26 protein-coding genes and 2 pseudogenes are annotated in these 25,808 nt (G+C 72.4%); 16 read left to right on the top strand and 12 right to left on the bottom strand.

Going from position 1 to position 25,808, the window contains the following annotated elements:
* The first annotated feature begins 67 nt into the window (after window positions 1–67).
* Window positions 68–427 carry a helix-turn-helix transcriptional regulator gene (locus ACFWM2_RS09425; protein WP_383275267.1) on the top strand — a complete coding sequence of 120 codons (360 nt, stop codon included), beginning with the start codon at window positions 68–70 and terminating at the stop codon, window positions 425–427.
* A 171-nt stretch (window positions 428–598) separates the two neighbouring features.
* Window positions 599–1,039 (top strand): SseB family protein, encoded by a 441-nt coding sequence (locus ACFWM2_RS09420; RefSeq protein ID WP_383275264.1) that lies wholly within the window; start codon window positions 599–601, stop codon window positions 1,037–1,039.
* A gap of 268 nt (window positions 1,040–1,307) precedes the next feature.
* On the opposite strand, the gene ACFWM2_RS09415 is transcribed toward ACFWM2_RS09420, so the two are convergent.
* The 9 genes from ACFWM2_RS09415 to ACFWM2_RS09375 are packed head-to-tail and all read right to left on the bottom strand — an operon-like array spanning window position 1,308 to window position 10,204.
* Entirely contained in the window at window positions 1,308–2,681 is a 1,374-nt protein-coding gene (locus ACFWM2_RS09415; protein ID WP_383275261.1) for an FAD-binding oxidoreductase, read from the bottom strand.
* Complete coding sequence (locus tag ACFWM2_RS09410; RefSeq protein ID WP_383275258.1) at window positions 2,678–3,796, bottom strand: acyl-CoA dehydrogenase family protein; 1,119 nt, start codon at window positions 3,794–3,796, stop codon at window positions 2,678–2,680. Before ACFWM2_RS09410 ends, ACFWM2_RS09415 begins: the two co-directional genes overlap by 4 nt.
* 29 nt (window positions 3,797–3,825) lie before the next feature.
* Window positions 3,826–4,830 (bottom strand): ABC transporter substrate-binding protein, encoded by a 1,005-nt coding sequence (locus ACFWM2_RS09405; RefSeq protein WP_383275255.1) that lies wholly within the window; start codon window positions 4,828–4,830, stop codon window positions 3,826–3,828.
* Between the two features lie 26 nt (window positions 4,831–4,856).
* A complete protein-coding gene (locus tag ACFWM2_RS09400) occupies window positions 4,857–5,957 on the bottom strand; it encodes an LLM class flavin-dependent oxidoreductase (RefSeq protein WP_383275252.1) in 1,101 nt (366 codons plus the stop codon).
* 23 nt (window positions 5,958–5,980) lie between these two features.
* The gene (locus ACFWM2_RS09395) at window positions 5,981–6,952 is read right to left on the bottom strand and encodes an ABC transporter substrate-binding protein (protein ID WP_383275249.1); all 972 of its coding nucleotides are present in this window, start codon (window positions 6,950–6,952) and stop codon (window positions 5,981–5,983) included.
* The gene (locus ACFWM2_RS09390) at window positions 6,949–7,680 is read right to left on the bottom strand and encodes an ABC transporter ATP-binding protein (protein ID WP_383275246.1); all 732 of its coding nucleotides are present in this window, start codon (window positions 7,678–7,680) and stop codon (window positions 6,949–6,951) included. Before ACFWM2_RS09390 ends, ACFWM2_RS09395 begins: the two co-directional genes overlap by 4 nt.
* Window positions 7,681–7,682: 2 nt before the next feature.
* Entirely contained in the window at window positions 7,683–8,591 is a 909-nt protein-coding gene (locus tag ACFWM2_RS09385) for an ABC transporter permease (RefSeq protein WP_383275243.1), read from the bottom strand.
* 24 nt (window positions 8,592–8,615) lie between these two features.
* Window positions 8,616–9,464 (bottom strand): sulfurtransferase, encoded by an 849-nt coding sequence (locus ACFWM2_RS09380; RefSeq protein ID WP_383275240.1) that lies wholly within the window; start codon window positions 9,462–9,464, stop codon window positions 8,616–8,618.
* Window positions 9,461–10,204, bottom strand: a complete 744-nt coding sequence (locus tag ACFWM2_RS09375) for an alpha/beta hydrolase (protein ID WP_383275237.1) — start codon at window positions 10,202–10,204, stop codon at window positions 9,461–9,463. The genes ACFWM2_RS09380 and ACFWM2_RS09375 overlap by 4 nt, the downstream gene beginning before the upstream one ends.
* Window positions 10,205–10,641: 437 nt before the next feature.
* Here ACFWM2_RS09375 and ACFWM2_RS09370 point away from each other — a divergent pair, with 437 nt between their 5' ends.
* From ACFWM2_RS09370 to pqqB, 3 genes are all read left to right on the top strand, one after another.
* Window positions 10,642–11,490 (top strand): LysR family transcriptional regulator, encoded by an 849-nt coding sequence (locus tag ACFWM2_RS09370; protein WP_383275234.1) that lies wholly within the window; start codon window positions 10,642–10,644, stop codon window positions 11,488–11,490.
* Window positions 11,491–11,812: 322 nt separating this feature from the next.
* Window positions 11,813–12,925: a hypothetical protein gene (locus ACFWM2_RS09365; protein ID WP_383275231.1), complete on the top strand. Its 1,113-nt coding sequence runs from the start codon at window positions 11,813–11,815 to the stop codon at window positions 12,923–12,925.
* Between the two features lie 61 nt (window positions 12,926–12,986).
* Window positions 12,987–13,880: a pyrroloquinoline quinone biosynthesis protein PqqB gene (pqqB, locus tag ACFWM2_RS09360; RefSeq protein WP_383275228.1), complete on the top strand. Its 894-nt coding sequence runs from the start codon at window positions 12,987–12,989 to the stop codon at window positions 13,878–13,880.
* 144 nt (window positions 13,881–14,024) lie between these two features.
* Here the strand turns inward: pqqB and ACFWM2_RS09355 are convergent, their stop codons facing one another.
* On the bottom strand, window positions 14,025–14,417 hold the full coding sequence (locus tag ACFWM2_RS09355; protein ID WP_383275225.1) for a MarR family winged helix-turn-helix transcriptional regulator: 393 nt from the start codon (window positions 14,415–14,417) through the stop codon (window positions 14,025–14,027).
* 131 nt (window positions 14,418–14,548) lie between these two features.
* Window positions 14,549–14,902 carry a VOC family protein gene (locus ACFWM2_RS09350; protein WP_383275222.1) on the bottom strand — a complete coding sequence of 118 codons (354 nt, stop codon included), beginning with the start codon at window positions 14,900–14,902 and terminating at the stop codon, window positions 14,549–14,551.
* A 405-nt stretch (window positions 14,903–15,307) separates the two neighbouring features.
* Here ACFWM2_RS09350 and ACFWM2_RS09345 point away from each other — a divergent pair.
* From ACFWM2_RS09345 to ACFWM2_RS09295, 11 genes and pseudogenes are all read left to right on the top strand, one after another.
* Window positions 15,308–15,936 (top strand): annotated as a pseudogene (locus ACFWM2_RS09345) (glycosyl hydrolase 53 family protein); the annotation flags it as partial.
* 77 nt (window positions 15,937–16,013) lie between these two features.
* Window positions 16,014–16,301, top strand: a complete 288-nt coding sequence (locus tag ACFWM2_RS09340) for an ArsR/SmtB family transcription factor (protein WP_383275219.1) — start codon at window positions 16,014–16,016, stop codon at window positions 16,299–16,301.
* A 378-nt stretch (window positions 16,302–16,679) separates the two neighbouring features.
* The gene (crcB, locus tag ACFWM2_RS09335) at window positions 16,680–17,165 is read left to right on the top strand and encodes a fluoride efflux transporter CrcB (RefSeq protein WP_383275216.1); all 486 of its coding nucleotides are present in this window, start codon (window positions 16,680–16,682) and stop codon (window positions 17,163–17,165) included.
* Window positions 17,162–17,542 (top strand): DUF190 domain-containing protein, encoded by a 381-nt coding sequence (locus ACFWM2_RS09330; RefSeq protein WP_383275213.1) that lies wholly within the window; start codon window positions 17,162–17,164, stop codon window positions 17,540–17,542. Before crcB (ACFWM2_RS09335) ends, ACFWM2_RS09330 begins: the two co-directional genes overlap by 4 nt.
* A complete protein-coding gene (crcB, locus tag ACFWM2_RS09325) occupies window positions 17,539–17,913 on the top strand; it encodes a fluoride efflux transporter CrcB (protein ID WP_383275210.1) in 375 nt (124 codons plus the stop codon). Before ACFWM2_RS09330 ends, crcB (ACFWM2_RS09325) begins: the two co-directional genes overlap by 4 nt.
* A 95-nt stretch (window positions 17,914–18,008) precedes the next feature.
* A complete protein-coding gene (locus ACFWM2_RS09320) occupies window positions 18,009–18,839 on the top strand; it encodes an undecaprenyl-diphosphate phosphatase (RefSeq protein WP_383275208.1) in 831 nt (276 codons plus the stop codon).
* 112 nt (window positions 18,840–18,951) lie between these two features.
* The gene (locus ACFWM2_RS09315; RefSeq protein ID WP_383275206.1) at window positions 18,952–19,683 is read left to right on the top strand and encodes a FadR/GntR family transcriptional regulator; all 732 of its coding nucleotides are present in this window, start codon (window positions 18,952–18,954) and stop codon (window positions 19,681–19,683) included.
* Between the two features lie 106 nt (window positions 19,684–19,789).
* Window positions 19,790–20,839, top strand: coding sequence for an asparaginase (locus tag ACFWM2_RS09310; RefSeq protein ID WP_383275204.1), 1,050 nt, complete (start codon window positions 19,790–19,792; stop codon window positions 20,837–20,839).
* Window positions 20,840–20,984: 145 nt separating this feature from the next.
* Window positions 20,985–21,926 (top strand): glutaminase, encoded by a 942-nt coding sequence (locus ACFWM2_RS09305; RefSeq protein ID WP_383276476.1) that lies wholly within the window; start codon window positions 20,985–20,987, stop codon window positions 21,924–21,926.
* 164 nt (window positions 21,927–22,090) lie between these two features.
* Window positions 22,091–23,479 (top strand): polyprenol phosphomannose-dependent alpha 1,6 mannosyltransferase MptB, encoded by a 1,389-nt coding sequence (gene mptB / locus ACFWM2_RS09300; protein ID WP_383276473.1) that lies wholly within the window; start codon window positions 22,091–22,093, stop codon window positions 23,477–23,479.
* Window positions 23,476–24,888 (top strand): glycosyltransferase family 87 protein, encoded by a 1,413-nt coding sequence (locus tag ACFWM2_RS09295; RefSeq protein ID WP_383275202.1) that lies wholly within the window; start codon window positions 23,476–23,478, stop codon window positions 24,886–24,888. The genes mptB and ACFWM2_RS09295 overlap by 4 nt, the downstream gene beginning before the upstream one ends.
* Before the next feature lie 59 nt (window positions 24,889–24,947).
* Here ACFWM2_RS09295 and ACFWM2_RS09290 read toward each other — a convergent pair.
* Window positions 24,948–25,772, bottom strand: a pseudogene (locus tag ACFWM2_RS09290) (D-alanyl-D-alanine carboxypeptidase family protein); the annotation flags it as partial.
* Window positions 25,773–25,808 lie beyond the last annotated feature (36 nt).

The raw sequence follows: 25,808 nt of genomic DNA, 5'->3' as shown, positions 1-25,808 counted from the left end.
GTCAAGAGATACATGAAATTTGTTTCACCCTTTTGTATGCGTGAATGCCACGCCATATGCTGAGTCCATGGGCGGAGTACCTGAGACACACACCGGATGGACGTTCCTCACCAACCACGCGCGCGTGCTGGCCGCGATCGCCGAGGATCGCGAGACCCGTATCCGCGACATCGCCGCACGGTGCCGGCTCACCGAGCGCGCGGTGCAGAAGATCATTTCCGATCTGGAGCAGGACGGGTATCTCACCCATACCCGGCAAGGGCGCTCCAACCAGTACCGCATCGAAGCGGACACCATCCTGCGGCACCCCGCCGAGGCCGGGCTGACCGTGGGCGACCTCCTCTCCCTGCTGGCCCAGCACGACGACCGGCAACCGCAGTTGCAGCCGACGACACCGCACCCGCGCGGTGCGGAACGCGACGAGTGAGAGCAGCGCCGGGCGACACGTGGTGCGTCCGACGGGCCGGTGGGCAGGGGTCGTGAGCCGTGGCCGGGGGCGGGGCATGAATGGCCCGGCTGCGTTCGGGTACGCGACGAGGGTTGCGTCCGGGGCGGATCCCGTCCCGGACGACCCACCCGCACTACCTGGGAATCAGCCATGGACACACCCTCGAACGACCACACCGCGTCCCTGAACGGAAACGGCAAGCCGGTCCCCGCGACGCCGGCTCAGGAGGCGCTCGACACGCTCGCGCAGAACACCGAGGACGTGGTGGCGCTGGACACGCTGGCTGACAGCGATGTGCTCGTCCCCGTGCCCGACGACGCCGCGGAGGAGGACACCGCCGACCCCACGGCCGTCGCGCTGCCCGTCCTGGACCAGCCGGGCGGCGAGCAGGTCGTCCCGGTCTTCACCTCGGAACTGGAGATGGCCGGGCTGCTGCCCTTCGTCTCGCGCTACCGGCTGGTGCCGCTCGGGGCGCTGGCCTCCCAGTGGCCCACCGGCGAGCTGTCGCTCACCATCGACGCCAGCTCACCGCACGGTCTGACGCTCACCTCCGAAGGCGTACGCACCCTGCTGGCTCGGCCGCAGGCGTAACCGCCGCGTGCCGGTCGGGCCCGGCCGCGACGGCGGAGGGGGGCGGCCGGGCCCTGGAGAGGCACAGACCCGCTCAGCCCGTCCGTGGCCGGAAAGCGCAGGGGATGAACGGCGCCGACTCCGCTCATCCCCCTGCGACGGCCCGTGACCGCCGTGATCAACAAAATAGGACGCGTTCGCGCCCTCGTCGCACTGATGAACGCGGCCCCTGTCCGGAAAACGTGGCCGCGGTTCCGGTTCGGGGGCCGCGCCATGTGGGCTGCGGCCGCTAGAGGCTCTTGCCCGGGTTGAGGATGCCCAGCGGATCGAAGGCCTCCTTGAGCCGGCGCTGCAACGCGTGGGCCGCGGGCCCCAGTTCGTCCGCCACCCACTGCCGCTTCAGCACCCCGACACCGTGTTCTCCCGTGAGGGTGCCGCCGAGCCGCAGGGCCAGCGCGAAGATCTCGCCCGCCGCCTCCCAGGCCGCGTCCGGGAGTCCGGGCAGCGCCGGGTCGACGACGATGATCGGGTGCAGGTTCCCGTCGGCCGCGTGCGCGATGGTGAAGACCGGCACGTCATGCCGCAGGGAAATGGCGCGAATGCTCCGGACCGCCTCCGCGAGCCGGGAACGCGGCACCGCGATGTCCTCGATGAGCGGCCGGCCCAGCCGCTCCAGCGCCGGCAGCGCGAGCCGCCGGGCGGCGAGCAGGGCCTCCGCCTCCACCGGGTCCGCGGTGGTCTCGACGGTCGTGGCGAGCGGTGCCAGCAGTCGGGCGACCGTCTCCGCCTCCGTGACCGCCCCTGCGCCGTCGCACTGCACCAGCAGCAGGGCCGCGCCGCGCTCCCGCAGCACCGGGTCGATGGCCTGCAGCACCGGACCGTCCACCAGCTCCGCGAGCGCCGGCTCGACCCCGGCCCGCCCGATCGCGTACGACGCCTCCGCGGCCGCCTCGAACGAGGTGAAGTACGCCGCCAGCGTGGCCGTCGCCACCGGAATCGGCCGCAGCCGCAGGGTTGCCGAGGTGATGACGGCGAGGGTGCCCTCGGAGCCGGTGAGCAGGGCGGTGAGGTCGTATCCGGTGACCCCCTTGACCGTACGGCGGCCGGTGCGCACGACCGTGCCGTCCGCGAGCACCGCCTCAAGACCCAGCACGCTGTCCCGGGTGACGCCGTACTTCGCGCAGCGCAGGCCGCCCGCGTTGGTCGCGATGTTCCCGCCGATCGTGGAGATCGCGGCGCTCGCCGGATCGGGGGCGTAGCGCAGACCGTGCGTGCCGGCCGCCCGGTCCAACTCGGCGGTGATCACGCCGGGTTCGACGACGGCCAGCTGATCGTCCGCGGACAGTTCGAGGATGCGGTTCATCCCGGACAGATCGAGGACGAGCGCACCCTCGCCCGCCGTCGCCCCGCCCGACAGGCCCGTGCCCGCGCCGCGCGGGACGACCGGAACCCGCAGGGCGTGCGCATGGCGGAGGGTGACGGTCACGTCCTCGGTCCGCCGGGCATGGACCACGGCGAGCGGACTGCCCTCGGGGCGGGTCCCGGAGCGGTCGGTGGCGTACCCGGCGAGCGCGGCCGGGTCCGTGGTCAGCCGGTCGGGCGCGAGATCACGGGCGAGCAGGCCCAGCAGCTGGGCGGACGCGGTGGTGGCTGGTGCGGTCACGGGTTCAGCGCCTTCGTTCCGATCGCGAGCAGGGAGATGTCCTCCTGGGGCGCGTGCACCGGCGCGCACTGGATGTCGCGGAAGTGCCGCTCCAGAGGATTGCCACGGGCCAGGCCCGGATTGCCGAGCAGCCGTACGGCCAGCTCCACGGCCCGTACGCTGTGCCGGTCGGCCAGAACCCGGGCGCCGAGGGCCTGTTCGGGCGTGTACGACGAGTCGCCCGCGTCGACCCGGGCGGCGCCGTCGAACACCAGCTGCTCGGCGGCGGCGAGCAGCACCTCGATCTCCCCCGCGGTCCGCCGGAAGCGTTCCGTACGGGCCACCGGATGGCCGAGGTTGGCGGGCACGCGCGTGTGCGCGAAGGTGTGGAAGAAGACCTGCGCCGCCCGCGCCACGCCCAAGTAGAGGGCGGCGAGCGGGAGATGGAGGGCGGCGCCCGCCCGGTTGTCCTGCTCGGCGGCCGGTCCGTGCGGACCGAGACCGACGACGTGCTCGTACGGTATCTCCACGTCGTGGAAAGTCACGTCGTGGCTGCCGCTGGCACGCAGCCCCAGCTGGTCCCAGCGGTCGGTGATCCGGATGCCGGGGGAGCCGCCCGGGACCAGGAACGTGCCGACGCGGGGCTCCGGCTCGTCGGTGGTGGCCCACACCAGGAACCAGTCGAGCCCGTCGGCCCCGGTGACGAACCGCTTCCGGCCGCTCAGCGACCAGCCATCGGCGGTGCGCCGGGCGAGCGTGGCGGGCAGCCCGCCCCGCGCGGGGGAGCCCAGATCGGGTTCCACGCGCGCGTGGTTGATGAGAACGGGCCGCTCCGCCGACTCCTTGAGCACGCGCGCGTACACCTCGTCGGGCCAGTGCGGCCGGCCGGCCTGCCGGGCGTGTGTGTTGAGCGTCATCGCCGTGATCAGTGCGACGGAGGGGTCGCCCTGCCCGAGGGTGTGCAGGATGCGGGCGGTGCCCGCGACGCCGGCGCCCCGGCCGCCGTATCGCTCGCCGATGGTGGCGGTGAGCAGCCCCGCCTCGTGGACGGCTTGCAGGGAGTCGGCGGGAAAGGCGGCCGATCGGTCGTACTCGGGGGCCAGTTCGGCGAGGCGTGCGATGACGCCGGAGGCCACGGCACCTTCCTCAAGCCGGAGTCCGGCGGTCACAGGTCCTTCCCCAGGTCGGCGTTCAGCTTGCGGCTCCAGAAGGACTTGACGTCCAGGTGCGTCGTGAGCGCGCCGAGTCGGGTGAAGGCGTCGGCGACCTCCTGCTGCGAGGCGATGGCGGCGTCGTCGACCGTCCTGGCCTTCGTCGGGCGCTGCGCCTGACCGTCGCGCAGATCCTTCTCCGCCTGGGCCAGGGGCTGGTGGGTGGCCTCCGAGATCACCTTGGCGAACGCGCTCTCGCGGCCGTCACGGACGTACGCGTACGCCTTGCTGATCCGGGCGATCAGATCGGCCGCGGCCGCCGTCCGGCCGGGGCTGTCCAGGACGCTGTCGCGCGCCGACCAGAGGAAATTGCCGGACAGGATGTCCTTGCCCGAGCCGACCGTGACGGCGCCCTGCTGGTGGGCGGTGATGATCGACGTGCCGTACGAGGCGAAGGCGTCGATGCCGCCGCCGTTCAGGGCGGCGAGTCCGTCGTTGGGCAGCAGCGGCTTGGCATCAATGTCGGACCACTTGAGGCCGGCCTGCTTCAGCAGCTCGTACAGGAAGTAGTGGGCGGTGGTGTTCTGGACGTAGCCGACCTTCTTGCCCTTCAGGCCGGCGATGCCGGTCACCTTGGAGCCCTTGGGGACGACGACCTCCTGATTGAGCGTCGAACCCTGGTAGACGGCGACGACCTTGAAGTTGGGCTTTCCGTCGGCCGCCGCGAAGACCGGCGGGATCTCGCTGGAGGACGCGAGATCGAGAGCGCCCGCCCGGATGGCCTGGAGCTGCTGGTCACCGCCTTGGAACTGGCTCCACTTGACCTGGTAGGGAGTGTCGTCGAGGTGGGCGAACTTCAGGACCGCCTCCTCCTGTTTCCAGCCGGTGGCGCCGACCTTCAGGGTCACGGAGGACAGATCGGACGAGGATTCGGCCTTCGCCTCGGTCCCGCAGGCCGCGGCGAACGGCAGCAGCAGGGCCAGGGCGGCGGCGGTCGAGCGCAGAGTGTGACGCAACACGGAATCTCCATGAGAGCTGAGGGTGGTCAGGCGGCCTGGCTGGTCGTTGCGCGGTGGGCGAGCTCCTGACGGACCAGCGGCAGGACGTGTCGGGCGTAGTCGATGGCGTCGTTGAGGGGGTCGTAGCCGCGGATCGACAGCAGGTCGCAGCCGATGTCGACGTAGTCGAGGAGCGCCGCCGCGACCGTCTCCGGGGTGCCGACCAGGGCGGTCGAGGCACCCGCGGCGTTGGTGGCGACCGCCGGGGCCGTCCACAGGCAGCGGTCGTGGACCTCGCCGCGCTCGGCGATGTCGAGGAGCCGCTGTGAACCGACGTTTGCCGGGCGCCCGGTCGTCCGGTAGTGGCGCAGCTGCTCGGTGCTCGCCGCCTGGTCCTTCAGCACGCCGAGGGTGCGGTGCGCCTTCTCCCAGGCCAGTTCCTCGGTGGGCGCGATGATCGGGCGGAACGACACCCAGATGCGGGGGTGCGGGCGCCCGGCCGCGTCAGCGACCGCGTTGACCGCGGCGATCTGCTCGGCCGTCTCCTTCAGCGGCTCACCCCACAGCCCGAAGATGTCGCCCTGCTGCCCGCCCACCCGGTACGCGTCCTGCGAGGAACCGCCCACCGAGATCGGGACCAGCCCGTTCACCGGCCGTACGTCGGAGTGGTATCCCTCGAACCGGTAGTGCCTGCCCTCGTGCGAGACCGGCCCGTCCGCCGCCCACACCTTCCGCAGGATCTGGATGTACTCGTCCGAACGCTCGTACCGCTCGGCCTTGTTGAGGTAGTCGCCCTCCCGCCGCTGCTCCTCGTCGCTGCCCCCGGAGATGATGTGCACGGCGAGACGGCCGTTGCTGATGAGGTCGAGGGTCGCGAAGGCGCGGGCCGCGTGGGTGGGGAAGATGACGCCCGGCCGGTGGGCCAGGATCGGGCGGATGCGCTCGGTGTGCGTGGCGACGAACTGGGCGAGCTGAAGGGCGTCCGGGGACGCCGAGTGGTAGGCGACCAGCGTGTGGTCGAAGCCGCCGTCGTCCAGGGCGCGGGCATAGCGGCGTACGTAGTCGGGGTCGAAGCCGGTGCGGGCACTGGCCGCCGGGCCGGAGGATCCGGCGGCGGTGTGCACGGCGCTGATGAACTCGACGGGCATGGCGATCTCCTGGCTTTCTCAGGTCACTTGAGGACGGACGTGTCGGCGGACTTCGAAACGTCGACATTCGGTTCGAGCACGCCGATGCCGTGCATCAGATCGGCCACGCCCTGCACCTTCGTGTTCACCTCGGACGTGATCGGCAGGAGCCGGCTGTAGGCGGCCGAGGCGAGGGTCTTGGCGACGGCGGGGTCGGCGCCGTTGCGCCTCTCGATGGCGGCGGCGTACGCGTCCTGATGCGTATCGGTCCACTTCAGGGCCGTGCCGAGCCGTTCGAGGAAGTCGCCGAGCGCGGTCTTCTTCGCCGGGCTCGAGAGCGCCTTCTCGGAGGCGCCGATGAAGCCGTATCCGCTGATGCGTCCGTCCGCGCCGTCGACCAGGAGCCGTCCGCCCTGCTGCAGGCCCACGGCCTGATACACCCCGAAGGTCGCCCAGACCTCGACCTTTCCGGAGGAGAAGGCCGCCTGCGCGTCCGTGGGCAGAAGGTACTGCACCTGCACGTCGGAGTACTTGAGCCCGTTCTGCTGAAGGACGTTGGCGAGCAGGTACTCGGCGATGCTGCCCTTGGCGGAGGACACCACGACCTTCTTGCCCTTGAGGTCCTTGACGCTCTGCACCGAGGAGTCCTTGCGGACGATGATCGCGGTGTGGTGTCCGTCGTTCTTGAGGGCGGCCACGTTCTTGAACTTCACCCCGCCGCTGAGGGCCTGGAGGGCGGGCAGGTCGGCGGAGTAGGCGGTGTCGGCGGCGCCCGCCTGCACGGCCTGGTACAGCGGGGCCGCACCCTCGAACTCGGCCCATTTCACCTTGTACTTGGCACCCTTGAGCGCGTCGGAGGCGGCGACGATGGTCTGCAGCGTCTTGGCCTGGTCGCCGATGGTGAGTGTCACTCCGCCCTGACCGCCCGCCGTGTCGGCGGCGGAGTCGGCGCCGCAGCCGGTCAGCGCCAGCAGGGCGGACAGGCTCAGCGCGGCCGCTGCGAGTCTGCGTATCACGAAGGGTTCCCTTCCAGGGTGGGGGTGACGCCGAGCCAGTTCAGGAGGCGGGCGCGCAGGCTGACGAACTCGGGTGCGGTCAGATCACGGGGGCGGGGCAGGCCGACGGTGAGGTCGTGGGCGATGCGGCCCTCGTCCATCACCAGCACACGGTCGGCGAGCAGCAGCGCCTCCTCCACGTCATGCGTGACCAGGAGGATCGCGCAGCCGTGCCGCTGCCACAGCTCGGCGACCAACTGCTGCACCCGGCCCCGGGTCAGCGCGTCGAGGGCGCCGAACGGTTCGTCGAGCAGCAGCAGTTCAGGCTCCCGGACGAGAGCACGGGCCAGCGAAACCCGCTGCGCCTGTCCGCCGGAGAGCGTCTTCGGCCAGACCATGGCCCGCTCCGCTATGCCGACCTCGTCCAGGGCCCGCCGGGCGAGCGCCCGATCGGGGCGGCCCGGCAGTCCGAGGACGACATTGCGCCACACCTTGAGCCAGGGCAGCAGCCGGGGCGACTGGAACGCGGCGCTGCGCCGCGCCGGCACGGTGACCTCGCCGCCGATCTCGTCGTCGAGCCCCGCGAGGATCCGCAGCAGCGTCGACTTGCCGCAGCCGCTGTGGCCGAGGAGGGCCACGAACTCGCCCTCGCGGATGTCGAGATCGAGGTCGTGCAGCACAGTGTGGCCGTCGAAGGCGCGGGAGAGCCCACGGATCTCGACACTGTTGGCCAGGGTGGTGGAACTCATGCTCAGGCCTCGCCTTCGAAGGAGGCCCGCCAGGTCAGCAGGCGACGCGAGAGGATCCGTACGGCGAAGTCGCAGGCCAGACCGAGCAGGGCGTACACGGCGAGGCAGAGCACGATGACGTCCGTGCGGAAGTACTGCTGGGCGTTGCTCATCAGATAGCCGAGCCCCGCATCCGCGTTGATCTGCTCGGCGAAGACGAGGGCGAGCCAAGCGGTGGACAGTGCGTACCGCAGGCCCACCAGGGCCCCGGGCAGCGCGCTCGGCAGGATCACGTAGCGGATCAGACCCAGCCGGCCGAGCCCCATCATCCGTGCCGCTTCGATGAGTTGGGCGTCCGTGGAGCGGATGCCGCCGTAGATGTTGAAGTACAGCGGATAGGTCACGCCGACGGCGACCAGCGCGACCTTCGGCGTCTCCTCGATGCCGAACCAGACGATGAACAGCGGGATCAGACCCACCCACGGGATCGCCCGGAACATCCCCATCGAGGAGTCGATGATGTCCTCGCCGAGCCGGAACAGCCCGGCCAGCAGGGACAGGGCCAGCGCGACCGTCGCCCCGATGAGGAACCCGGTGGCGGCCCGGCGCCCCGACGCGGCGATGGCGCCGGGGAGTTCACCGTTGCGCGTGAGGTCGACGGCCTGGCGTACGACGTCCATGGGGGAGGCGAGCACGGACTCGGGGAGCACCCCGGTGGCCGACGTCACGAACCACAGGAGGACGAGCCCGACGGGGCCGGCCGTGCGGCGGACGGAGCGGGGGAGCGTGAAACGGCGGGTGGCACGGGTGGTGCCCCGGATGGTGACGCGGGGCGCCGGAGCGGTCTTCGTGAGGGTGACGTCGGCCCGGGATGTCGTGCCGCCGTCGTCCGGCGGCGCCGTGGCTGTCGCGCTGATCGGTTCTGTCGTCATGATGGGGGTTCCTCTCGCGTCGCCTCAGGACGGCAGCGGGCCGGTCGCGGCGGGGCGTGCGGGGTCGGCGGACCATGCGGACCAGGAGCCGGGGAAGAGGACGGCCTCGTACCCGGCGACGGCCAGTGCGGCGATCTGGTGGGCGGCGGTGACGCCGGAGCCGCAGTAGACGCCGATCCGGCCGGCCTCACTCGCGCCCTTGCCTTCGAACCTCTTGCCCAGCACCTCGGGCGGGAGGAAGGTCCCGTCCGCCGCGAGGTTCTCCCCGGTCGGCGCGGAGACCGCGCCCGGGATGTGGCCCGCGCGCGGGTCGACCGGTTCGACCTCGCCGCGGTACCGCTCGGCGGCCCTGGCGTCCAACAGCAGTCCGCTCGCGGCCAGTTCGGCGGCTCCGTCCGCGTCCGTCACCGGCAGTCCGCCCGGACGCAGGACGACGTCACCGGCCGGCGGATCGGCGGGCACGCCGGACTCCAGCGGCAGCCCGGCCGCCCGCCAGGCGTCCAACGCGCCGTCCAGAAGCGTCACTTCGGACAGTCCGGCGTGACGCAGCAGCCACCAGGCGCGGGCGGCGGCCGTGTTCCCCGAGTCGTCGTACACGACGACCGGCCGCTCCGGCCGCACGCCCCATCGCCGGGCCGCGTCCTGCAGATCGGCGAGGTCGGGCAGCGGATGGCGGCCGCCCTCGCGGTCGGCCGGCGCGGCCAGCTCGGTGTCCAGGTCGACGTACACCGCGCCCGGGATGTGCCCGGCCGCGTAGTGGTCGCGGCCGTGCGGGTCGCCCAGCGCCCAGCGCACGTCGAGCACCACCGGCGGTGCCGCGGACCGCACCAGGCTGCCGAGCTCAGCAGCCGTCGTCGTCACGCGGGCGCTCATGCGAGACCCTCGGCGATCACCGGCAGCTCGGCGGAGAGACGCAGCCGTTCCAGGAAGAGGACCACCGTGGCCGCGGCCGTACGGTGCAGTGCGTCGTTCAGTACGTCGTGGCGACCGCCGTTGAAGGTCACCGTTCGCACCTCGGGGAACCCTTCGTACGCGCTGAGCGCCTGGTCGAGGGAGCTGATGACGTCGTCCGCGCCGTGCAGGGCGAGGACCGGGACGTGGACGAGATCGAGGCGGAGCTCCGGTGGATCAGCGGGCTCGGCCAGCGCTCCACGCCGGAAGTGCGGGTCGTCCGTGAGCCGGCCCTGGTGAGTGGGGCAGGCGGTTCGCGCGGCCCGCTCCTCCTCCCAACTCCCGGACGTCCAGGGGGTGGTGGGCAGTCCGGCGAGGATCAGTGCGTCGATGCCCGCCGGCTGCTCGGCGGCGAGACGGGCGGCGTACAGCGCTCCCGTGTCCGAGCCGACGACCACCTTGGGGCCGGGCAGCGACTCGTCCGCGAGGAGCTTGGCCGCCCGGTCGAGGACGGCGGGGTCGGCGGTCGGGTCGCCGAGGGCCCGCACGCGGTAGGCGTCGAAGGCGAGCCGGCGGCCGAACCGCTCGTACACGCCTGCGTGTTCCCCCCGCCCCGCCAGCACGATCAGCGTGCCGCGCGCGGCGAGCCCGTCGGGTTCGTTCCAGGTGGAGAGGGCGGGCGGGGCGGACGGAGAGGATGCGGAGGACGGAGATGCGGGCATGAGGGGGCGACTCCCGTGCGAGGGGGCGGGCGTGCGGGGGTATGGGCCGGCGGGCTCGGAACCGTTCTCACGTGTCGGATCGACGGCGGAAGCGCGGTCCGGGTGGGAGAGAAGAGGTGTGCCGCGTCACATGTGGGGCGCGCGGGGACCCGCGTCATGTGCGCCGGTGATCAGCGGGGCGGCCGCTCGGCGCCGCCGGGACAACACGGGCCTCGGGCGGAGGGGCGGACCGGATCAGCAGGTCAACGACAACGCGCGCTGCTCGCCACGCCGAAGTCGATGACTCGGCGCTGCGTCAGAAAGGCAGCGAATGCGGTCGTGTGCAGCATGCGCTCATCATGACCGGCCACGGCGCACGGCGTCCAACGACGATTCCGCATCGAAATCGATCAGAGATCGCGATCGATACCAGTTCAGGGTCTTGCTACGGTCGCCGTATGCCCCAACCTGTCCTCGACATCGTGGCCCTGCGCAGCCTGACCGCGATAGCCGACTGCGGCGGCTTCCATCGCGCGGCCCGCGCCCTCACCCTGAGCCAGTCCGCGGTGAGCCAGCACGTCCGCAGACTGGAGAAGACCCTCGGGCGCGCGATCGTGGAGCGTGATGGCCGGAGCACCCGGTTCACCCCCGACGGACGCCTGCTCGTGGAACAGGCCCGCCGGATCCTCGCGGTGCACGACGAGGCGGTACGGGCCCTGCTGGACGTGGACGGCGACATCGTCACCGTCGGCTCCACCGAGCACGCCGCCGACCAGTTCCTGCCCCGGCTCACCGCGGCCGTGCAGGAGGTGCGTCCCGGCTGCCGGGTGCGCTTCCGCATCGACCGCTCGGCGCGGCTCGTCGAGGCGGTGGAACGCGGCAGTGTCGACGTCGCGGTCTACGTCACGGAGGCGGCCGCGACCGAGGGCACGCCGGTCGGCGGGCTGCCGCTGACCTGGCACGCCACACCCGGCTGGGTGCCGCCCGCCGCCCCCGCTCCGGTGCCGCTGGTGGCCATCGAGGACCCGTGCGCGATCCGGCGGCGGGCCATCGCGACGCTCGCCGCCAACGGGGTGGCGGCCACGGTCGTGGGTGACGCCGGGTACTTGGCGGGCGTCCTCGACATCGCCCGCACCGGACAGGGGGTGGCCCTGCTCGCCGCGGTCGGCGCGGCCCCCGACGGGCTCACCCCGTACGGCGGGCTGCCGGCCGTCACCCCGATCCCCATGAGCGCACTGGCCCGCCCCGGCGCGGATCCGGCCACCGTGGAGGCCGCCTTCGACGCGGTACGCGATCTGCTGCGCTGAGCGAGGCATCGGCCTCGCGGGGCCGGCGGTGGTCCGGCTTGCGGGGACGCGTCGGCCGTGGGTCCGGCTCACGCGTTCGCACCGGCCCGTGGTCCGGCTTGCCGGGGCGCGCCGACCGACCCGGAGCGGATCCGGCGACCGTGGAGGCCGCCCGTCGGCCGTGGGTCCGGCTCGCGCCGACCGGCTCGCGGTGGCCGCGCGGGACAGGCGGGCGGGCCGAATGTGCGCTCGTACGGCCGCCGTCCGAGCCGGCCCGGACACCCCTGACGAGTGGCGGCGAGGCCCCGTCGGCGGGAGTCGGCCGGCGGTGACAATGACCCCCATGAAATGGATCTCCGGCGTGGCCGGCGGACTGCTCCTGGCGCTGATCCTCGGCAGCATCCTGCGCACCCTGGTGGTGCCCCGCGGCCTGTACTCCAGGCTGGTCAACAGCTGGTGGCGGGTGCTCCGCCGGCTGCTGCGGCTGTTCGCCCGGCGCGGCGGTTACGACGCCCAGGACCGCGCGCAGACCTGGCTGGCCCCGCTGATGCTGAGCGGCATGCTGGCCACCTGGCTGGGCGGTGCCCTGCTCGGGTTCGGCCTGCTGCTGCACGCCATTTCGGCGCTGACGTGGACCAACTCCCTGCGCGAGGCCGGTTCGAGCCTGTTCACCCTCGGCTTCGCCAGCGGCGACCGACTGCACCTGTCCGTCGTGGACTTCATGGCGGCGGTCACGGGCCCGGTGGTGATCGCCCTGCAGATCGCGTATCTGCCCACGCTGTACGCGGCCTACAACCGCCGCGAGCTGGAGGTGACCCTGCTCCAGTCGCGCGCCGGTGAACCCGCCTGGGGGCCGGAGATCCTGGCCAGGCAGTGGCTGGTCGACACCGAGACCGCGCTGCCCGCGCTGTACCGCGCCTGGGAGCGGCTCGCCTCGGACCTCGGCGAGAGCCACTCCGCGTACCCGATCCTGCTGACGTTCCGTTCACCGCGCCCGTACCGCAGCTGGATCGTCGGACTGCTCGCCGTCATGGATGCCGCCGCCATGCAGCTGGCCCTCGCCCCGCGGAGCGCTCCGCCCGACGCGCGTCTGGTGTTGCGCGCCGGCTTCACCGCCCTGCGCGACATCGCCAGGGCGCTGCGCCTCGACTTCGACCCGGATCCGGACCCGGACACACCGATCCGGCTGACCTACACCGAGTTCGACGCCGCGGTGGCGATGGTCGTGGCCTCGGGCTTCCCCGCGGAACGGGCGACCCGCCAGGCGTGGCCGCACTTCCACGGCTGGCGGGTCAACTACGAGGCCATCGGGTACGAGTTGTGCCGCCGCGGGGACGCCGTGCCGGCGCTGTGGACCGGTCCGCGCGACTTTCCGACGGCCCCGGTCCCGCCCCGGCGGCCGGCCGACCGCAGACCCGGCGAAGATCGTCCGGAACTGCCCCCCGCCACCACGTAGTCGAGCTCGCCCCGCGGGGAACATCACCTCCGGTGCGTCCGACGCGGAAGGTGGGGTTGTCGTGAGAGTCGTCCTGCTCGGTACGGCCGCGGGCGGCGGGTTCCCTCAGTGGAACTGCGTCTGCGCGCTGTGCGCCGCGGCCCGCGACGGAAAACTGCCCACGCGCACGCAGGAGTGCGTCGCCGTCAGCGGGAACTCCCGCGACTGGTGGCTGCTCAACGCCTCACCCGACATCCGCACGCAACTCGTCTCCACCGGTGCGCTCGCGCCAGGACCGGGCCCCAGGGAGACCCCGGTCCGGGGTGTGCTGCTGACCGATGCCGAGGCCGACCACGTCATGGGCCTGACGATCCTGCGCGGCGGCCCGGACCTGCGGATCCACGCGGCGCCGCCCGTCCTGGAGACGCTGGCCCCGCTGCGCGCCATGCTCGACCGCTATGCCCGCTGGGACTGGGCCGACAGCCTGACCGAGGGCGGCTTCGTGCTCTCCGGGGGTCTGACGGTCAGCGCCCGTCCCATCGGGGCGAAGGTCCCGAAGTACGTCTCCGCTGCCGCCCCTCCCGCCGCTGACGACCGCTGGGTGACGGCGTACCGCGTCGAGGATCTCGCCACCGGCGGAGTGCTCGTCTACGCACCCTGTGTGGCGGCCTGGACGCCCACGCTGGACGGGCTTCTCGCCACGGCGGACTGTGCGCTGCTCGACGGCACGTTCTACACGCCGGACGAGATGGGCACGGCGGTCAGGTCGTCGCACGGGCAGTCCGCCATGGGCCATCTGCCCGTCTCGGGACGGCACGGCAGCCTCGCCGCTCTCGCCCGCCACCCCGGCCCACGGCGGATCTACACCCATCTGAACAACACCAACCCGCTGCTGGACCCGGACTCGTCGGCCCGCGCTCAGGTGACCGGGGCGGGGGTGGAAGTCCTTCCGGACGGCGCGGAGTTCACGGTGTAGGGCCAGTCCGGCCGGAACCGGCCGACACCGACCGGCCCGCGTGACGCCGCGGGTGTACGCGTCGCGGCACACCGAAACCCGGTCCGCAGCACACCGAGGATCTCGTCGCCGCGGCGCACCGCGCGTCCGCGCGGCGTCCGTCGTTCAGCTCTTCAGCATGCGGGCCAGGACATCCCGCTGCAGCGGGAGTGCCTCGGCGTGCAGGTCGCGGCCCTTGGCGGTGAGGGCGACCCACACCCCGCGCCGGTCCTCCTGGCAGAGCGTGCGCTCGACCAGGCCCTCCTTCTCCAGCCGTCCGATGAGGCGCGACAGGGCGCTCTGGCTCAGGTGGACCCGGTCGGCGATGTTCTGCACCCGGCACTGCTCGACCGCGGCCGCGGCGTTGCCCGCGGCGAGGATGTCCAGTACCTCGAAGTCGCTGGCGCCGAGGCCGTGCGGATGCAGGGCACGGTCGATCTCGCACATGGTGCGCGCGTGCACCGACAGGATGCCCCGCCACTGCTCTTCGAGCCGGGTTCCACTGGTCTTGGCTGCCATATATGCACGGTAACAGAGATCCGGCCAGTCATTGAGTGTGCAACTAGTGCGGGTGCATACATCCCGCCGGCCCCCGGAGCCGGCACCTCCGCACACGTCCGCGAAGCTGCGCCGAGCCCCGGTCCGCGCACCTACTCCGAAGGCGCGTCCTGGAGGATCCCGATGAGGTTGCCGTCGGCGTCCTTGACCGAGGCGATCAGCCTGCCGCCGCCGACGTCCTGGACCTCCTGCAGCGGCTCCGCCCCGGCGGCGAGGAGCCCAGCGAGAGTGCTCTTGATGTCGGAGACGTGCCAGTAGGGAACCGGGCCCGTCATCCCCTTGGAATGGCCGTTGGGGTCGAGGCCGACGTCCTGTCCGGCGTCCTTGAAACCGACGTAGTAGGTCTCATCCGCATAGGGCTCGATGCCCAGCAAGGCGGTGAACAGGGCCTTTGCCCGGGCGATGTCCTTGACGGGGTAGATGATGGTCTTCAGGCCCGCGGTCATGGCGACTCCTCGGTGATGCGGGTGGATGCGAGTGAGTGCGTCTCGCGCCGGCGGGATCTCGCCGGCCCTTTCACGCTAGGGCGTGGGGGTGCCAAATGGCTTCTCCGATCCTGACCGGTCGCGGTCGCGGTCGCGGTTGCGGTTGCGGTTGCGGTCGCGGTCCGGTCGTGGGTCGGTCGCCGTCCGGGAGGCCGGGTCGCGTGACACGGGAGCGTCGTATGCAGGCCGCGCACCCGCACGCGCACCCGCACGCGCACGCGCACCCGCTCCGTGGACTCGCTCCGCACCGGTTCCGTCGACAGGATCACCGCGGCAGGTTCTTCGCCCCCGATCTGGGCGAGGAGGACCCGCACCATCTCGGACCCGGCGGCCGGCTCCGCAGGGCGCCGAGCACACCCAGCGCCATCAGGCAACGAGATCAAGGCGGATGCTCTGGTCCGGGGGCGCCACGGACAACTGGCCGCAGCTCGCGGGGCTGCTCAACTCCGGTTCCAGCGCGGTGAAGGCGGTCTCGCCGCCGACCGCCGAGGCGCCGCTCCGGTGAAGGGCGGCGACCTTGCGGGCACCCGGTGGTGGCTCGACAACGCGGTGGTGAACGGTGTGACCTTCGACGCCATCGGTCTGTAGTACTACGGTTACTGGCACGGCTCGTTCGCCGACTTCCAGACCACTCTGGACGACGCGGCGCACCGGTACGGCAAACCGGTCTTCGTGGCCGAGACGGCCTACCCGTTCCGTCTGGACACCGAGGGCTCCCTGACCAACATCATCGACACAACCGGTGAGCTGGTCGCCGGGTACGCGGCCTCGTCGGCCGGGCAGTCAGCCCGGCTCCGGGACGTGATGAACATCGTCGAAGCCGTACCGAACGGCCGCGGGCTCGGTGTCCTCTCCTGGGAGGCCACCTGGACTGCGGTCGCCGGCAACGGCCGGGACCCGGCGGACGCCGTTTCTGGCAACGGCCGGGAGAACAGGCGCTGTTCGGCTATGACGACAGGGCCCTTCCGGCCATGTCGTGGTTCAGCCACCGCTGAACCCGTGTGACGGCCCGGCTGCCGAGCGGCCGGGCTCTTGGGCAGTCGCGTTCGGTGCGGAAACCGAGGGGGACGAGATGCTGAAGTTGCCGGTCGGCGGTACACGCCTGGACATCCTGGAGCGACTGAAGGACCCCGTCGCTCACTTCCCGCCGCAGAGCTGTGCCGACCTCGCCACGGAGGGCGTCAGCCCGGCCACCGTCGCGGTCGCGCTCGGGCTGAGTGTGCCGGTGGCGAGCGCACACCTCGAACTGCTCGCGAGAATGGGCCTGCTGCGCGCCGAGCGCGCCGCAGGGTGCACGTTCTACCGTCGCGACGAGTACCGCATCGCCGAGGTCAAGCAGCTCTTCGAGAAGGGCTGGTGACGCCACCCGCGGCCGGGACACGGACGCACTGGCCGTGAGCACGCACTGCCCGTGAGTGCGCTGGTCGTGAGCACGCACCGCCCGTGAGCTGCACCGTCCGTGAGCTGCACCGCCCGTGCGGACCGGCCGGCCGCCTCCTCCCGCCGTGACCGCCCCGAGCAGCGGACCGGTGCCCCCGTGGCACTCCGCTGCCGTTTCCGCACGGCCACCAGCGCGTGCGAGGCAGGCCGCCGGCCGGTCCTCGGCACCGTAAGGGCGCGCGGTATCGCCGGCTGCGAGCCGTCCGGCCGCCCGCGGCCGCGCGCCGACCGAGTGCGCGGCGAAGACCCCCGGCGTTACGCTGTGAACCGGTCGCGATCTTGCCGGAGATGCACGCACATGACAGTCCCGCACCCCGAGAGGGTGGACGAGCCCACGGACCCGGGCGCCCCGGCACGGGCACCGGCCCGGCGGCCGCATCCGTGGCACGGACAGGGTCCGGCCGTCACCGCGGTCGCGCTCGGCGGCGCGCTCGGCGCCACGGCCCGCTACGGGGCATCGCTCCTGTGGCCCTCGCATAGGGCAGGTTTCCCCTGGACCACCTTCGGGGTCAACGTCGTCGGCTGTGCGGTGATCGGCGTGTTCATGGTCGTGATCACGGACGTGTGGGCGGCCCACCGGCTGGTGCGCCCCTTCTTCGGCACCGGGGTGCTCGGCGGCTTCACCACTTTCTCCACGTACGCCGTCGACATCCAGCGACTCGTCGACGCGGGCCGTCCGAGGACGGCGCTCACCTACCTCGCCGCGACCCTGTGCGCGGCACTCGCGGCGGTGTGGCTCGCGGCGACGGCGACACGGCGGACCCTGCTGCGGAGGCGGCGATGACAAGACTGACCGGCGACGCCCTGCGGGTGACGATCCTCATCGGCGAGGACGACACCTGGCACCACAAGCCGCTCTACACGGAGATCGTGCACCGTGCCCTCGCCGCCGGCCTCGCCGGAGCGAGCGTCTTCCGCGGGATCGAGGGCTACGGCGCCTCCTCGCTGATCCACACCTCCCGGCTGCTCTCGATGAGCGAGGACCTGCCGGTCGCCGTCGTGATCGTGGACACCGAGGACCGCGTACGCGCATTCCTGCCGCAGCTCGACGAGCTCGTCACCGAAGGCCTGGTGATCCTCGACGAGTGCGAGGTCGTCCGGTACACGGGACGAAGTGACGAGTCCGGCGAAACGGGCGGGAAAGGTAAGAGCTCGTTGTGAACTGGCTGCTCGTCGTCGCCGGTGCCGCGGTCGGCGCCCCGCTGCGCTATCTCACGGACCGCGCGGTGCAGGTCAGGCACGACACGGTCTTCCCCTGGGGCACCTTTGTGGTGAACGTCGTGGGCTGTCTGATCCTCGGCCTGCTGACCGGCGCGGCCACCGCGGGCGCCCCCGCCTCGCACCTCCAGCTGCTGCTGGGCACCGGCCTGTGCGGGGCGCTGACCACGTACTCGACCTTCTCCTACGAGACCCTGCGGCTGGCCGAGGGAGGCGCCCGGTTCTACGCTGCCGCCAACGTCGTCGCGAGCGTGGCGGCAGGACTGGGCGCCGCGTTCGCCGGAGTGTGGGTCGCCGAGGCCTGGTGGGCCTAGTCAGTGGCAGGGAGCCTCGCGTTTGGCCATGGACGGCCATCTCCGTGTAGTAAGACTGTGCCCGCCGCACTCCTCCCTGAGAAGAACTGGATCCCATGAGCGTCATCAACGTCGGTCAGGCCGTCGTCCTCGGAGCCGTCGAGGGCGTGACCGAGTTCCTCCCCGTCTCCTCGACCGGCCACCTCAAGATCACCGAGGGGCTGATGGGGATCCCCGTCGACGACAACGCGGTCGTCGGGTTCTCGGCGGTCATCCAGGTCGGCGCGATCGCCGCCGTGCTCGTGTACTTCTTCAAGGACATCGTGCGGATCGTCTCGGCCTGGGGGCGCGGACTGCGCGACCGCGAGCAGCGCCGGAACCACGACTACAAGTTCGCCTGGTGGGTCATCTACGCGACCATCCCGATCGTGGTCGTGGGTCTCGCCGCCAAGCCGCTCATCGAAGGTCCGCTCGCCTCGCTGTGGGTGGTCGCGGCCTCGCTGATCATCGGCAGCGGTGTGATGTGGGCGGCCGACCAGATGGGCCGGCACAAGCGCGGCGAGGACGACGTGTCCTTCAAGGACGCGATGCTGGTCGGCAGCTCGCAGATCCTCGCCCTGCTCTTCCCCGGCTTCTCGCGTTCCGGCGCCACGATGTCGACCGCGCTCATCCTCGACCTGGACCGGGTCGCGGCCACCCGGCTCTCCTTCTTCCTCGGGATCCCCGCCCTGACCGGCGCCGGCCTGTACGAGCTCAAGGACGCACTGGGCACGGGCGTCGGTGCCGCTCCGCTCGCGGCCGGCACGGTCGTCTCCTTCGTCGTCGCGTACGGCTCCATCGCCTGGCTGCTGAAGTTCGTCGCCAAGCACTCCTTCAACGCCTTCGTGATCTACCGGATCGTCATCGGAGTGGCGCTGTTCGGCCTGCTCGGCGCGGGCGTCCTGTGAGCTGAACCGGGCCTGCGGGTCCGCGCTGGGAGGAGCCGGTGTCCGTCGGGGCACCGGCTCCCGCATGTCCGCGGTTTGACAGTTCCGTAGCGTTCCCCGGATCATCGCCAACGTGAACCTGTCAGACAGCCAGACAAGTGGCGTGGTGCCGCGGCGCGTCAGCGCCATGGAAGCGGTGCTCACCCATCTTCGCGCGGCCATCGAGCGCGGCGAGTACGCCGTCGGCGACAAGCTGCCCTCCGAGGCCGAGCTCTGCCGCCGCCTGGAGGTGAGCCGCCCGGTGCTGCGCGAGGCCCTGCGGGCTCTGCAGGTGATGGGCCTGACGGTGTCCCGTACCGGCAAGGGCACGTTCGTCGTGGCCGACGCCGTCGACGAACCCACCTTCGGCGACTACGCGGCCGGCGATCTCCTCGAGGTGCGCCGCCATGTCGAGATCCCGGTCGCCGGATACGCGGCAGCGCGCCGGACGCCGGAGAACCTCGACCACCTCGTCCACCTCCTGGACCGGATGGAGCGGGAGACCGACACCACCGCCTGGGTCGCGATGGACACCGTCTTCCACATCGCTGTTGCCGAGGCCTCCCAGAACCCGGTCTTCCGCCGGGTCATCGAGGAGATCCGGGACGCCCTGGCCCGTCAGTCGGCCTTCCTGAACGAACTCGGCGGCCGCCGCGAGCAGTCCAACCGGGAGCACCGCGCGATCGTCGAGGCGCTGGTCGACGGTTCCGAGCACGACGCGGTGGCGGCCATGTCCCATCACCTCGACCGCGTCGAGACCACCCTCACCACCATCCTGCGCTCCGAGCGCACGGACCCACCCGCGAAAGGCGGATCCCAGGCATGAGCGAGCAGTTCCTGCACGAGGGCGCGCCCCTAGCCCCCACGGCCCCCGCCCCCGGCTGGCACGCACTGCGCGGCCCGGGCACCGCGATACCCGACGGAGTGGACGCGTGAACCAGTCGACGACGTACGGCAGTCCGGTGGCCTTCGCCGACTCGGTCGCGGCGGCCCCCGTGGTCCGCGAACCCCTGCACGCGCCGGTGGCCCATCTCGTGCGTGGCGGTGTGACCGAGGGCATCCACTACGGGTCCGTGGTGGTGCTGGCCGCCGACGGGAGCGTGGAGTTGCAGCTCGGCGACATCGAGGCGGCCTTCTTCCCGCGCTCCGCGCTCAAGCCCGTACAGGCCGTGGCCATGCTCCGGGCCGGGCTGCCCCTGGACGGCGAACTGCTGTCGCTCGCCGCGGCCAGCCACTCCGGCGAGGAAAGGCACCTGGCCGGCACCCGGCGGATCCTGGAGCTCGCCGGCCTCACGGAGGACGACCTGCGCAACGTCGCCGACCTGCCCTTCGACCCGGTCGTACGGGAGCGTTGGGTGCGCGAGGCACGTCTGCCCTCCCGGCTCGCCCAGAACTGCTCGGGCAAGCACGCGGCCATGCTGATGACCGCCCGCCTCAACGACTGGTCCCTCGACGACTACCTCGACCCGGCGCACCCCCTCCAGCAGGCCATCGCGGAGATCGTCGAGGATCTCACCGGGCAGGCGGTCGCCAAGGTGACCGTCGACGGTTGCGGCGCGCCCCTCTTCGCCGTCTCGCTGCACGGCCTCGCGCGCGCCGTGGTCCGTATCGTCACCGCCCCGCCGGGCACTCCCGAGGCGCGGGTGGCCGACGCGATGCGCCGGCACGCCGAGATGGCGTCCGGCTCGGGCCGCGACGCCGCCGCGCTGATGCGGGCCGTCCCCGGGCTGCTCACCAAGGACGGCTTCGAAGGGGTGCAGGTCGCGGCGCTGCCGGACGGCCGGGCCGTCGCCGTGAAGATCGCCGACGGGGCCGACCGCGCCCGCGTCCCGGTGACCGCGGCCGCCCTGGCGCGAGTCGGCGTCGACCCGGCGGCGCTCGCCGAGTTCGCCGGCGCCCCGCTGCTCGGGGGCGGTGCGGTGGTCGGGAGCATCCGGCCGGTCCGCGCCCTGGACCCGCTCATGCACACCGCGGACTGCTGAGCTCCAGGCACACGGCCTGGGCCTGCAAGGCGTCCTGGGAAAGTGGCTGTTGCCCGCCCAGGTCGTCGCCCGTGGGCGCGGGGGAGCCATGTCCCCGTCCGGCAGTCCCGGTGCGGAGGGGCACACGGGCCGTCCGGGCGGCACAATGGTGATCATGTCCGCGTCTCTGTCGTCCCCCACCTTCCAGCCCGTCCTGGAGCGCATCGCCGGCGAGATCGAGCGCACCCCCGGGAGCGGGCGGCCCGCCGACTACATCCCGGCGCTGGCCGCCTGCGACCCGCGCCGCTTCGGCATGGCCGTCGCGGAGCTCGACGGCACGGTGTACGGGGTGGGGGACTGGCGGCAGCCGTTCTCCACGCAGTCCATCACCAAGGTCTTCACCCTCGCCCTCGACCTGGCCCGCGAGGGCGACGAACTGTGGGAACACGTCGGCCGCGAGCCCTCGGGCAACCCCTTCAACTCCCTGGTGCAGCTGGAGTACGAGAACGGCATCCCGCGCAACCCGTTCATCAACGCGGGCGCGCTCGTCGTCACCGACCGGCTGCAGACGCAGACCGGCGACGCGGCGGGCAGCCTGCTGGAGTTCCTGCGGACCGAGAGCGGCAACGGGGACCTCACCTTCGACAAGGACGTAGCCGCCTCGGAGGCCATGCACGGCGACCGCAACGCCGCCCTCGGCCATTTCATGGCGTCGTACGGCAACATCGACAACCCGGTGCCGGTGCTCCTGGACCAGTACTTCCGGCAGTGCTCGATCGAGGCGTCCTGCGCCGATCTCGCGCTCGCCACCGGCTTCCTGGCCCGGCACGGCCTGCGGGCCGACGGTTCCCGGCTGCTCAGCCAAAGCCAGGCCAAGCAGGTCAACGCGGTCATGCTGACCTGCGGGACGTACGACGCCGCGGGCGAGTTCGCGTACCGCGTCGGGCTGCCCGGCAAGAGCGGTGTCGGCGGCGGCATCATCGCCGTCGTGCCCGGCCGCTGCACGCTGTGCGTGTGGAGCCCCGGCCTCGACGAGCGCGGCAACTCGGTGGCGGGCGTGGCGGCGCTGGACCGGTTCACCACGCTGACGGGTGTGTCGGTGTTCTGAATCTGAACGCCCGCCCAACGGGCCCTCGGCTCCCGGGCGTCGCAGCCAGGCGGACGCTGCCGGCCCGAGCCTCGATCACTGGCGGTCATACGCGTGTCCCCGCACGGAGGTCGCCGCGTCGCCTTGCGGCCACTCGACGTTGACACGCTTCCCGGGTGCCGGCCATGGTCTTCCCCGTCGATCTCCACCGTTGCCGGATGCTCGGTCTGGCCGGTACCGCCTCCCTCGCGGCCGGCGGTGCGACGGCCGGCGCGCTGCCGGTCCGGGACCTGGTCGCGCCCGACTCCGGACGGGCCGCGCTCGGTCTGGTCGGCGTGTACTTCGGCGTCGTCCTGCTGATCGCCGCGTGGGCGCTGCTGGGCACCGTCCTGCGCCGGTCCGAGCCGCCGACTCCACGCGCCCTGCTGACCGTCCTCGCCGTCTGGGCCGCGCCACTGCTGCTCGCACCGCCGCTCTTCAGCCGGGACGTCTACAGCTACCTCGCCCAAGGCGCCATGGTCGACGCCCACATGGACGTGTACGCGCACGGGCCCGCGCAGCTCGGCGGACCGCTCGCCGACGAGGTGGCACCGGTCTGGCGGCACACCGCCACTCCGTACGGCCCGGTCTTCCTCGCCGTGGCGTCCGCGCTGTCGGGCCTGACCCGCGGCGGGATACCGGCCGGGCTGCTCGGTCTGCGCCTGGTGGCACTGCTCGGGGTGGCCCTGATGGCGGCGGCACTGCCCCGGCTGGCCCGGCACAGCGGCGCCGACCCGGCAGCGGCTCTGTGGCTCGGCGCCCTCAACCCCCTGGTGCTGCTGCATCTGGTGGCCGGGGCGCACAACGACGCCCTCATGCTCGGCCTGCTCGGCGTCGGCCTTGTCGCCGCGTGCGGCCGGTGGCCCGTCCTGGGCGCCGTCCTCGTCACGCTCGCCGTCCTGGTCAAGGCACCCGCCGTACTCGGGCTGCCGGCGATCGTCGCGCTGCGCGGACACCACGGCACCGCGAAAACGGCTCTGACGACCGCGGCGGTCGCGCTCGCGACCACCGTCGCGGCCACGGCGCTGACCGGCACGGGATACGGCTGGATCGGCGCCCTGAAGACACCGGTGTCCCCGCACAACTGGTCGCCCACCAGCGTGCTCGGCCGGGTCACCGGCACACTGCTGCGGAACCTGGGCAGTGGCCTCGCGCCCCTCGCTCCGACGGTGTGGCACGCGGCCGGGCTGGTGGCCACCGCGCTCGTGGTCCTGTTCATCTGGCTGCGGCTGAGGCCGGGACCGGTCTACGCACTCGGACTGAGCCTGGCGGCCGTGGCGGTGCTCGGCCCGGCGATCCGGCCCTGGTACGCCCTGTGGGGGCTGTTCCTCATCGCCGCGGCAGCGCCCGCCGGCCCGGTGCGCCACCGGGTCGCGGCCGTCAGCTCGGTGCTCGCGCTCGGCGTCCTGCCGGGTGGCGGCCCACCCGATGCCGAACAGGTCGTCCTCGCCGTCTCCGGAGGCGTGCTCGCGATGGTCGTACTGTGGCAGGCCCATCAGGCCGCGCAGGCGCCCGCACTCGGGCGGACCGCATGAGCCTGTCCCGGACCGACCGCGGACGGCTGACCCTCGTCCTCGGACTCGCCCTCGCCGTGGGGGTGTTCACCGCCACTGTGCCGCTGCTGCGTGACTGGTTCGACCTGCGGGTCTACTACGGGACCGTCGACGCATGGGTCCACCACGGCGGACGGATCTACGACTACCGGGTGCCGGGGACGACGTACGGCTTCACCTATCCGCCGTTCGCGGCCGTCAGCATGCTGCCGATGGCGCTGGTCGGGCCGCGGACCGCGATCGCCGTGGGACTGCTGTTCAATCTCGCGGCGGCAGCGGTCGTGCTGCGGCTCCTGGCCGGTGCGGAACTCCGCCGCTACGGCTGGTTCGCCTGGGCCCTGGCGGGCTGTCTGCTGATCCTGCTCGAACCGGTCCGCGACACCCTCAGCTTCGGTCAGGTGAATCTGCTGCTGCTCGCCCTGGTCCTCGGCGACGGCCGGCTGCTCGCCGGCGGCCGAGACCGCTGGGCGGGCGTCGGGATCGGTCTCGCGGCGGCCGTCAAACTGACGCCCGCGCTGTTCATCGGCCTCCTGCTGCTGGCCGGCCGCCGACGCGCGGCCGGGGTCGCGACCGCGGTAGCCCTGGCGGCCACCGCCGTGGCGGCCTGGGTGGCACCGGACGCCTCGCGTTTCTACTGGACGGACGCGCTGTGGGACACCACGCGGGTGGGCCGGCTCGCCTACGTCTCCAACCAGTCGGTGCAGGGCGTGCTGGCCCGCCTCGCGGCCCCGGGGGAGCCGAGCCGGACGGCCTGGGAGCTGGCCGTGGGCCTGGTGCTGTGCGTGTGGGCATGGCGCGTACGCCGGTCCGTCGCCGCCGGGGACTGGCCGGCCGCGTTCGCGCTGACCGGACTCGCCGCGTGCCTGGTCAGTCCGATCACCTGGGTGCACCACCTCGTCTGGCTGCTGCCGTCCCTCGCCCTACTGGTGCGCCGGCGACTGTTGCGGACCGCGGGCGTGCTGTACGCGGTCCTGTGCAGCAGCGTCGTGTGGCTGTGGTTCGACGACGCGTCCGGCATCGGCGGATTCCTCGGCAGCAACACATACGTGTGGATCACCCTCGGCCTGCTGCTCGGGCTGCCGGTGGGTCAGGACCGTGTGATGCGGCCGTTCTTGAGCCGCAGGGCGAGCGCCACCGCACCGGCGCCGACGCCGGCCGCTCCCGCGATCACGCCCGTCTCCGGCCAGCCGGCGCCGCCCCGTTCACCGGAGACGGCGGACAGCGAGGCGGGCCCGGTGTGCGCCGCCGTCCCCGCGGACGAGTGCGATTTCGGGGAGACGGTCCGTGCGGGAAGGAGCGAGCCCACCGGGGACACTCGGCCGGCGGCCGCGAAGCCCCAGTCGAGCAGCTCGCGCGCCTCCTCGTACACGGCGAAGCCGCCGCCCGCCTGAGGGTTCATCACGGTGACGACGAGGGTGCGTGCGCCGTGGCGGGCGGCGGCCACGAGAGTGTTGCCCGCGCTGCTGGTGTAGCCGTTCTTCACCCCGATCAGGCCCGGGTACGGTTCGACGCCGTCCGCGCCGGTCAGCAGCCGGTTGGTGTTCTGGATCTCGTACGCCCAGCCGTCGCCGGGGAAGCTCGCCTCGGCGGTGGCGCAGTACCGGGCGAAGTCCGGGTTGCGCAGCCCCGCCCGTCCGAAGACGGCCAGGTCGTACGCCGAGGAGACCTGGCCCGGGGTGTCGTAGCCGTCGGGGGAGACGACGTGGGTGTCCAGCGCGCCGAGGGAGCGGGCCTTGGTCTGCATGAGGGCGGCGGTGGCCCGCCAGCCGCCGTTCATCGCGGCCAGGACGTGCACGGCGTCGTTGCCGGAGTTCAGGAACACACCGCGCCACAGGTCGTCGACGCGATAGGTGTGGCCCTCGGTGACGCCGACGCGGCTGCTGCCGTCCCCGATGCCCTCCAGCTCCTCTTCCGTGACGGTGTGCTGGACGCCGCGGGGCAGTGCGGGCAGCACGGTGAGCGCGAAGAGGGTCTTGAGGGTGCTCGCGGGCGGTAGGGGCCGGTGGGCGTCACGGGCGGCGAGCACCTCACCGGTGCCGGCGTCCGCCACCACCCAGGACAGCGCGGAGACGTCGGGGACCACCGGCGCACCGGCCCGCGGCCGCACCTGTGTTCCCGGGCCGTACAGCGTGAGCGGCCGCGAGGCCGTGGGGCCCGGCGCACCCGGGCCTGTTCCGGTGTCGGCGAGGGCCGGGTTCGGCGCGAGGGCCAGGGCGCCGACCGCGCAGGCGACGGAGCACGAGATGGCGGCGCGGGATGAGAATCCGATGGTCATACCGCCAACGTAGGAACGCCTGCGCCGTACAGCGGG

This window comes from Streptomyces sp. NPDC058371 (genome assembly GCF_042723265.1).
Taxonomy (GTDB): Bacteria; Actinomycetota; Actinomycetes; order Streptomycetales; family Streptomycetaceae; genus Streptomyces.
Note: the sequence above shows the minus strand (reverse complement) of the source record. Positions and strands in the feature narration are given on the sequence as shown.

What these genes read in the sequence shown, in the direction of transcription:
- ACFWM2_RS09340 (WP_383275219.1), top strand. Translation starts at nt 16,014, where the DNA reads ATGCTGAAGTTGCCGGTCGGCGGTACACGCCTGGACATCCTGGAGCGA.
- ACFWM2_RS09385 (WP_383275243.1), bottom strand. Translation starts at nt 8,591, where the DNA reads ATGACGACAGAACCGATCAGCGCGACAGCCACGGCGCCGCCGGACGAC.
- ACFWM2_RS09350 (WP_383275222.1), bottom strand. Translation starts at nt 14,902, where the DNA reads ATGACCGCGGGCCTGAAGACCATCATCTACCCCGTCAAGGACATCGCC.
- mptB (WP_383276473.1), top strand. Translation starts at nt 22,091, where the DNA reads ATGGTCTTCCCCGTCGATCTCCACCGTTGCCGGATGCTCGGTCTGGCC.
- ACFWM2_RS09380 (WP_383275240.1), bottom strand. Translation starts at nt 9,464, where the DNA reads ATGAGCGCCCGCGTGACGACGACGGCTGCTGAGCTCGGCAGCCTGGTG.
- ACFWM2_RS09420 (WP_383275264.1), top strand. Translation starts at nt 599, where the DNA reads ATGGACACACCCTCGAACGACCACACCGCGTCCCTGAACGGAAACGGC.
- ACFWM2_RS09320 (WP_383275208.1), top strand. Translation starts at nt 18,009, where the DNA reads ATGAGCGTCATCAACGTCGGTCAGGCCGTCGTCCTCGGAGCCGTCGAG.
- crcB (WP_383275216.1), top strand. Translation starts at nt 16,680, where the DNA reads ATGACAGTCCCGCACCCCGAGAGGGTGGACGAGCCCACGGACCCGGGC.
- ACFWM2_RS09425 (WP_383275267.1), top strand. Translation starts at nt 68, where the DNA reads ATGGGCGGAGTACCTGAGACACACACCGGATGGACGTTCCTCACCAAC.
- ACFWM2_RS09375 (WP_383275237.1), bottom strand. Translation starts at nt 10,204, where the DNA reads ATGCCCGCATCTCCGTCCTCCGCATCCTCTCCGTCCGCCCCGCCCGCC.
- ACFWM2_RS09390 (WP_383275246.1), bottom strand. Translation starts at nt 7,680, where the DNA reads ATGAGTTCCACCACCCTGGCCAACAGTGTCGAGATCCGTGGGCTCTCC.
- ACFWM2_RS09355 (WP_383275225.1), bottom strand. Translation starts at nt 14,417, where the DNA reads ATGGCAGCCAAGACCAGTGGAACCCGGCTCGAAGAGCAGTGGCGGGGC.
- ACFWM2_RS09295 (WP_383275202.1), top strand. Translation starts at nt 23,476, where the DNA reads ATGAGCCTGTCCCGGACCGACCGCGGACGGCTGACCCTCGTCCTCGGA.
- ACFWM2_RS09400 (WP_383275252.1), bottom strand. Translation starts at nt 5,957, where the DNA reads ATGCCCGTCGAGTTCATCAGCGCCGTGCACACCGCCGCCGGATCCTCC.
- ACFWM2_RS09365 (WP_383275231.1), top strand. Translation starts at nt 11,813, where the DNA reads ATGAAATGGATCTCCGGCGTGGCCGGCGGACTGCTCCTGGCGCTGATC.
- ACFWM2_RS09305 (WP_383276476.1), top strand. Translation starts at nt 20,985, where the DNA reads ATGGTGATCATGTCCGCGTCTCTGTCGTCCCCCACCTTCCAGCCCGTC.
- ACFWM2_RS09330 (WP_383275213.1), top strand. Translation starts at nt 17,162, where the DNA reads ATGACAAGACTGACCGGCGACGCCCTGCGGGTGACGATCCTCATCGGC.
- ACFWM2_RS09370 (WP_383275234.1), top strand. Translation starts at nt 10,642, where the DNA reads ATGCCCCAACCTGTCCTCGACATCGTGGCCCTGCGCAGCCTGACCGCG.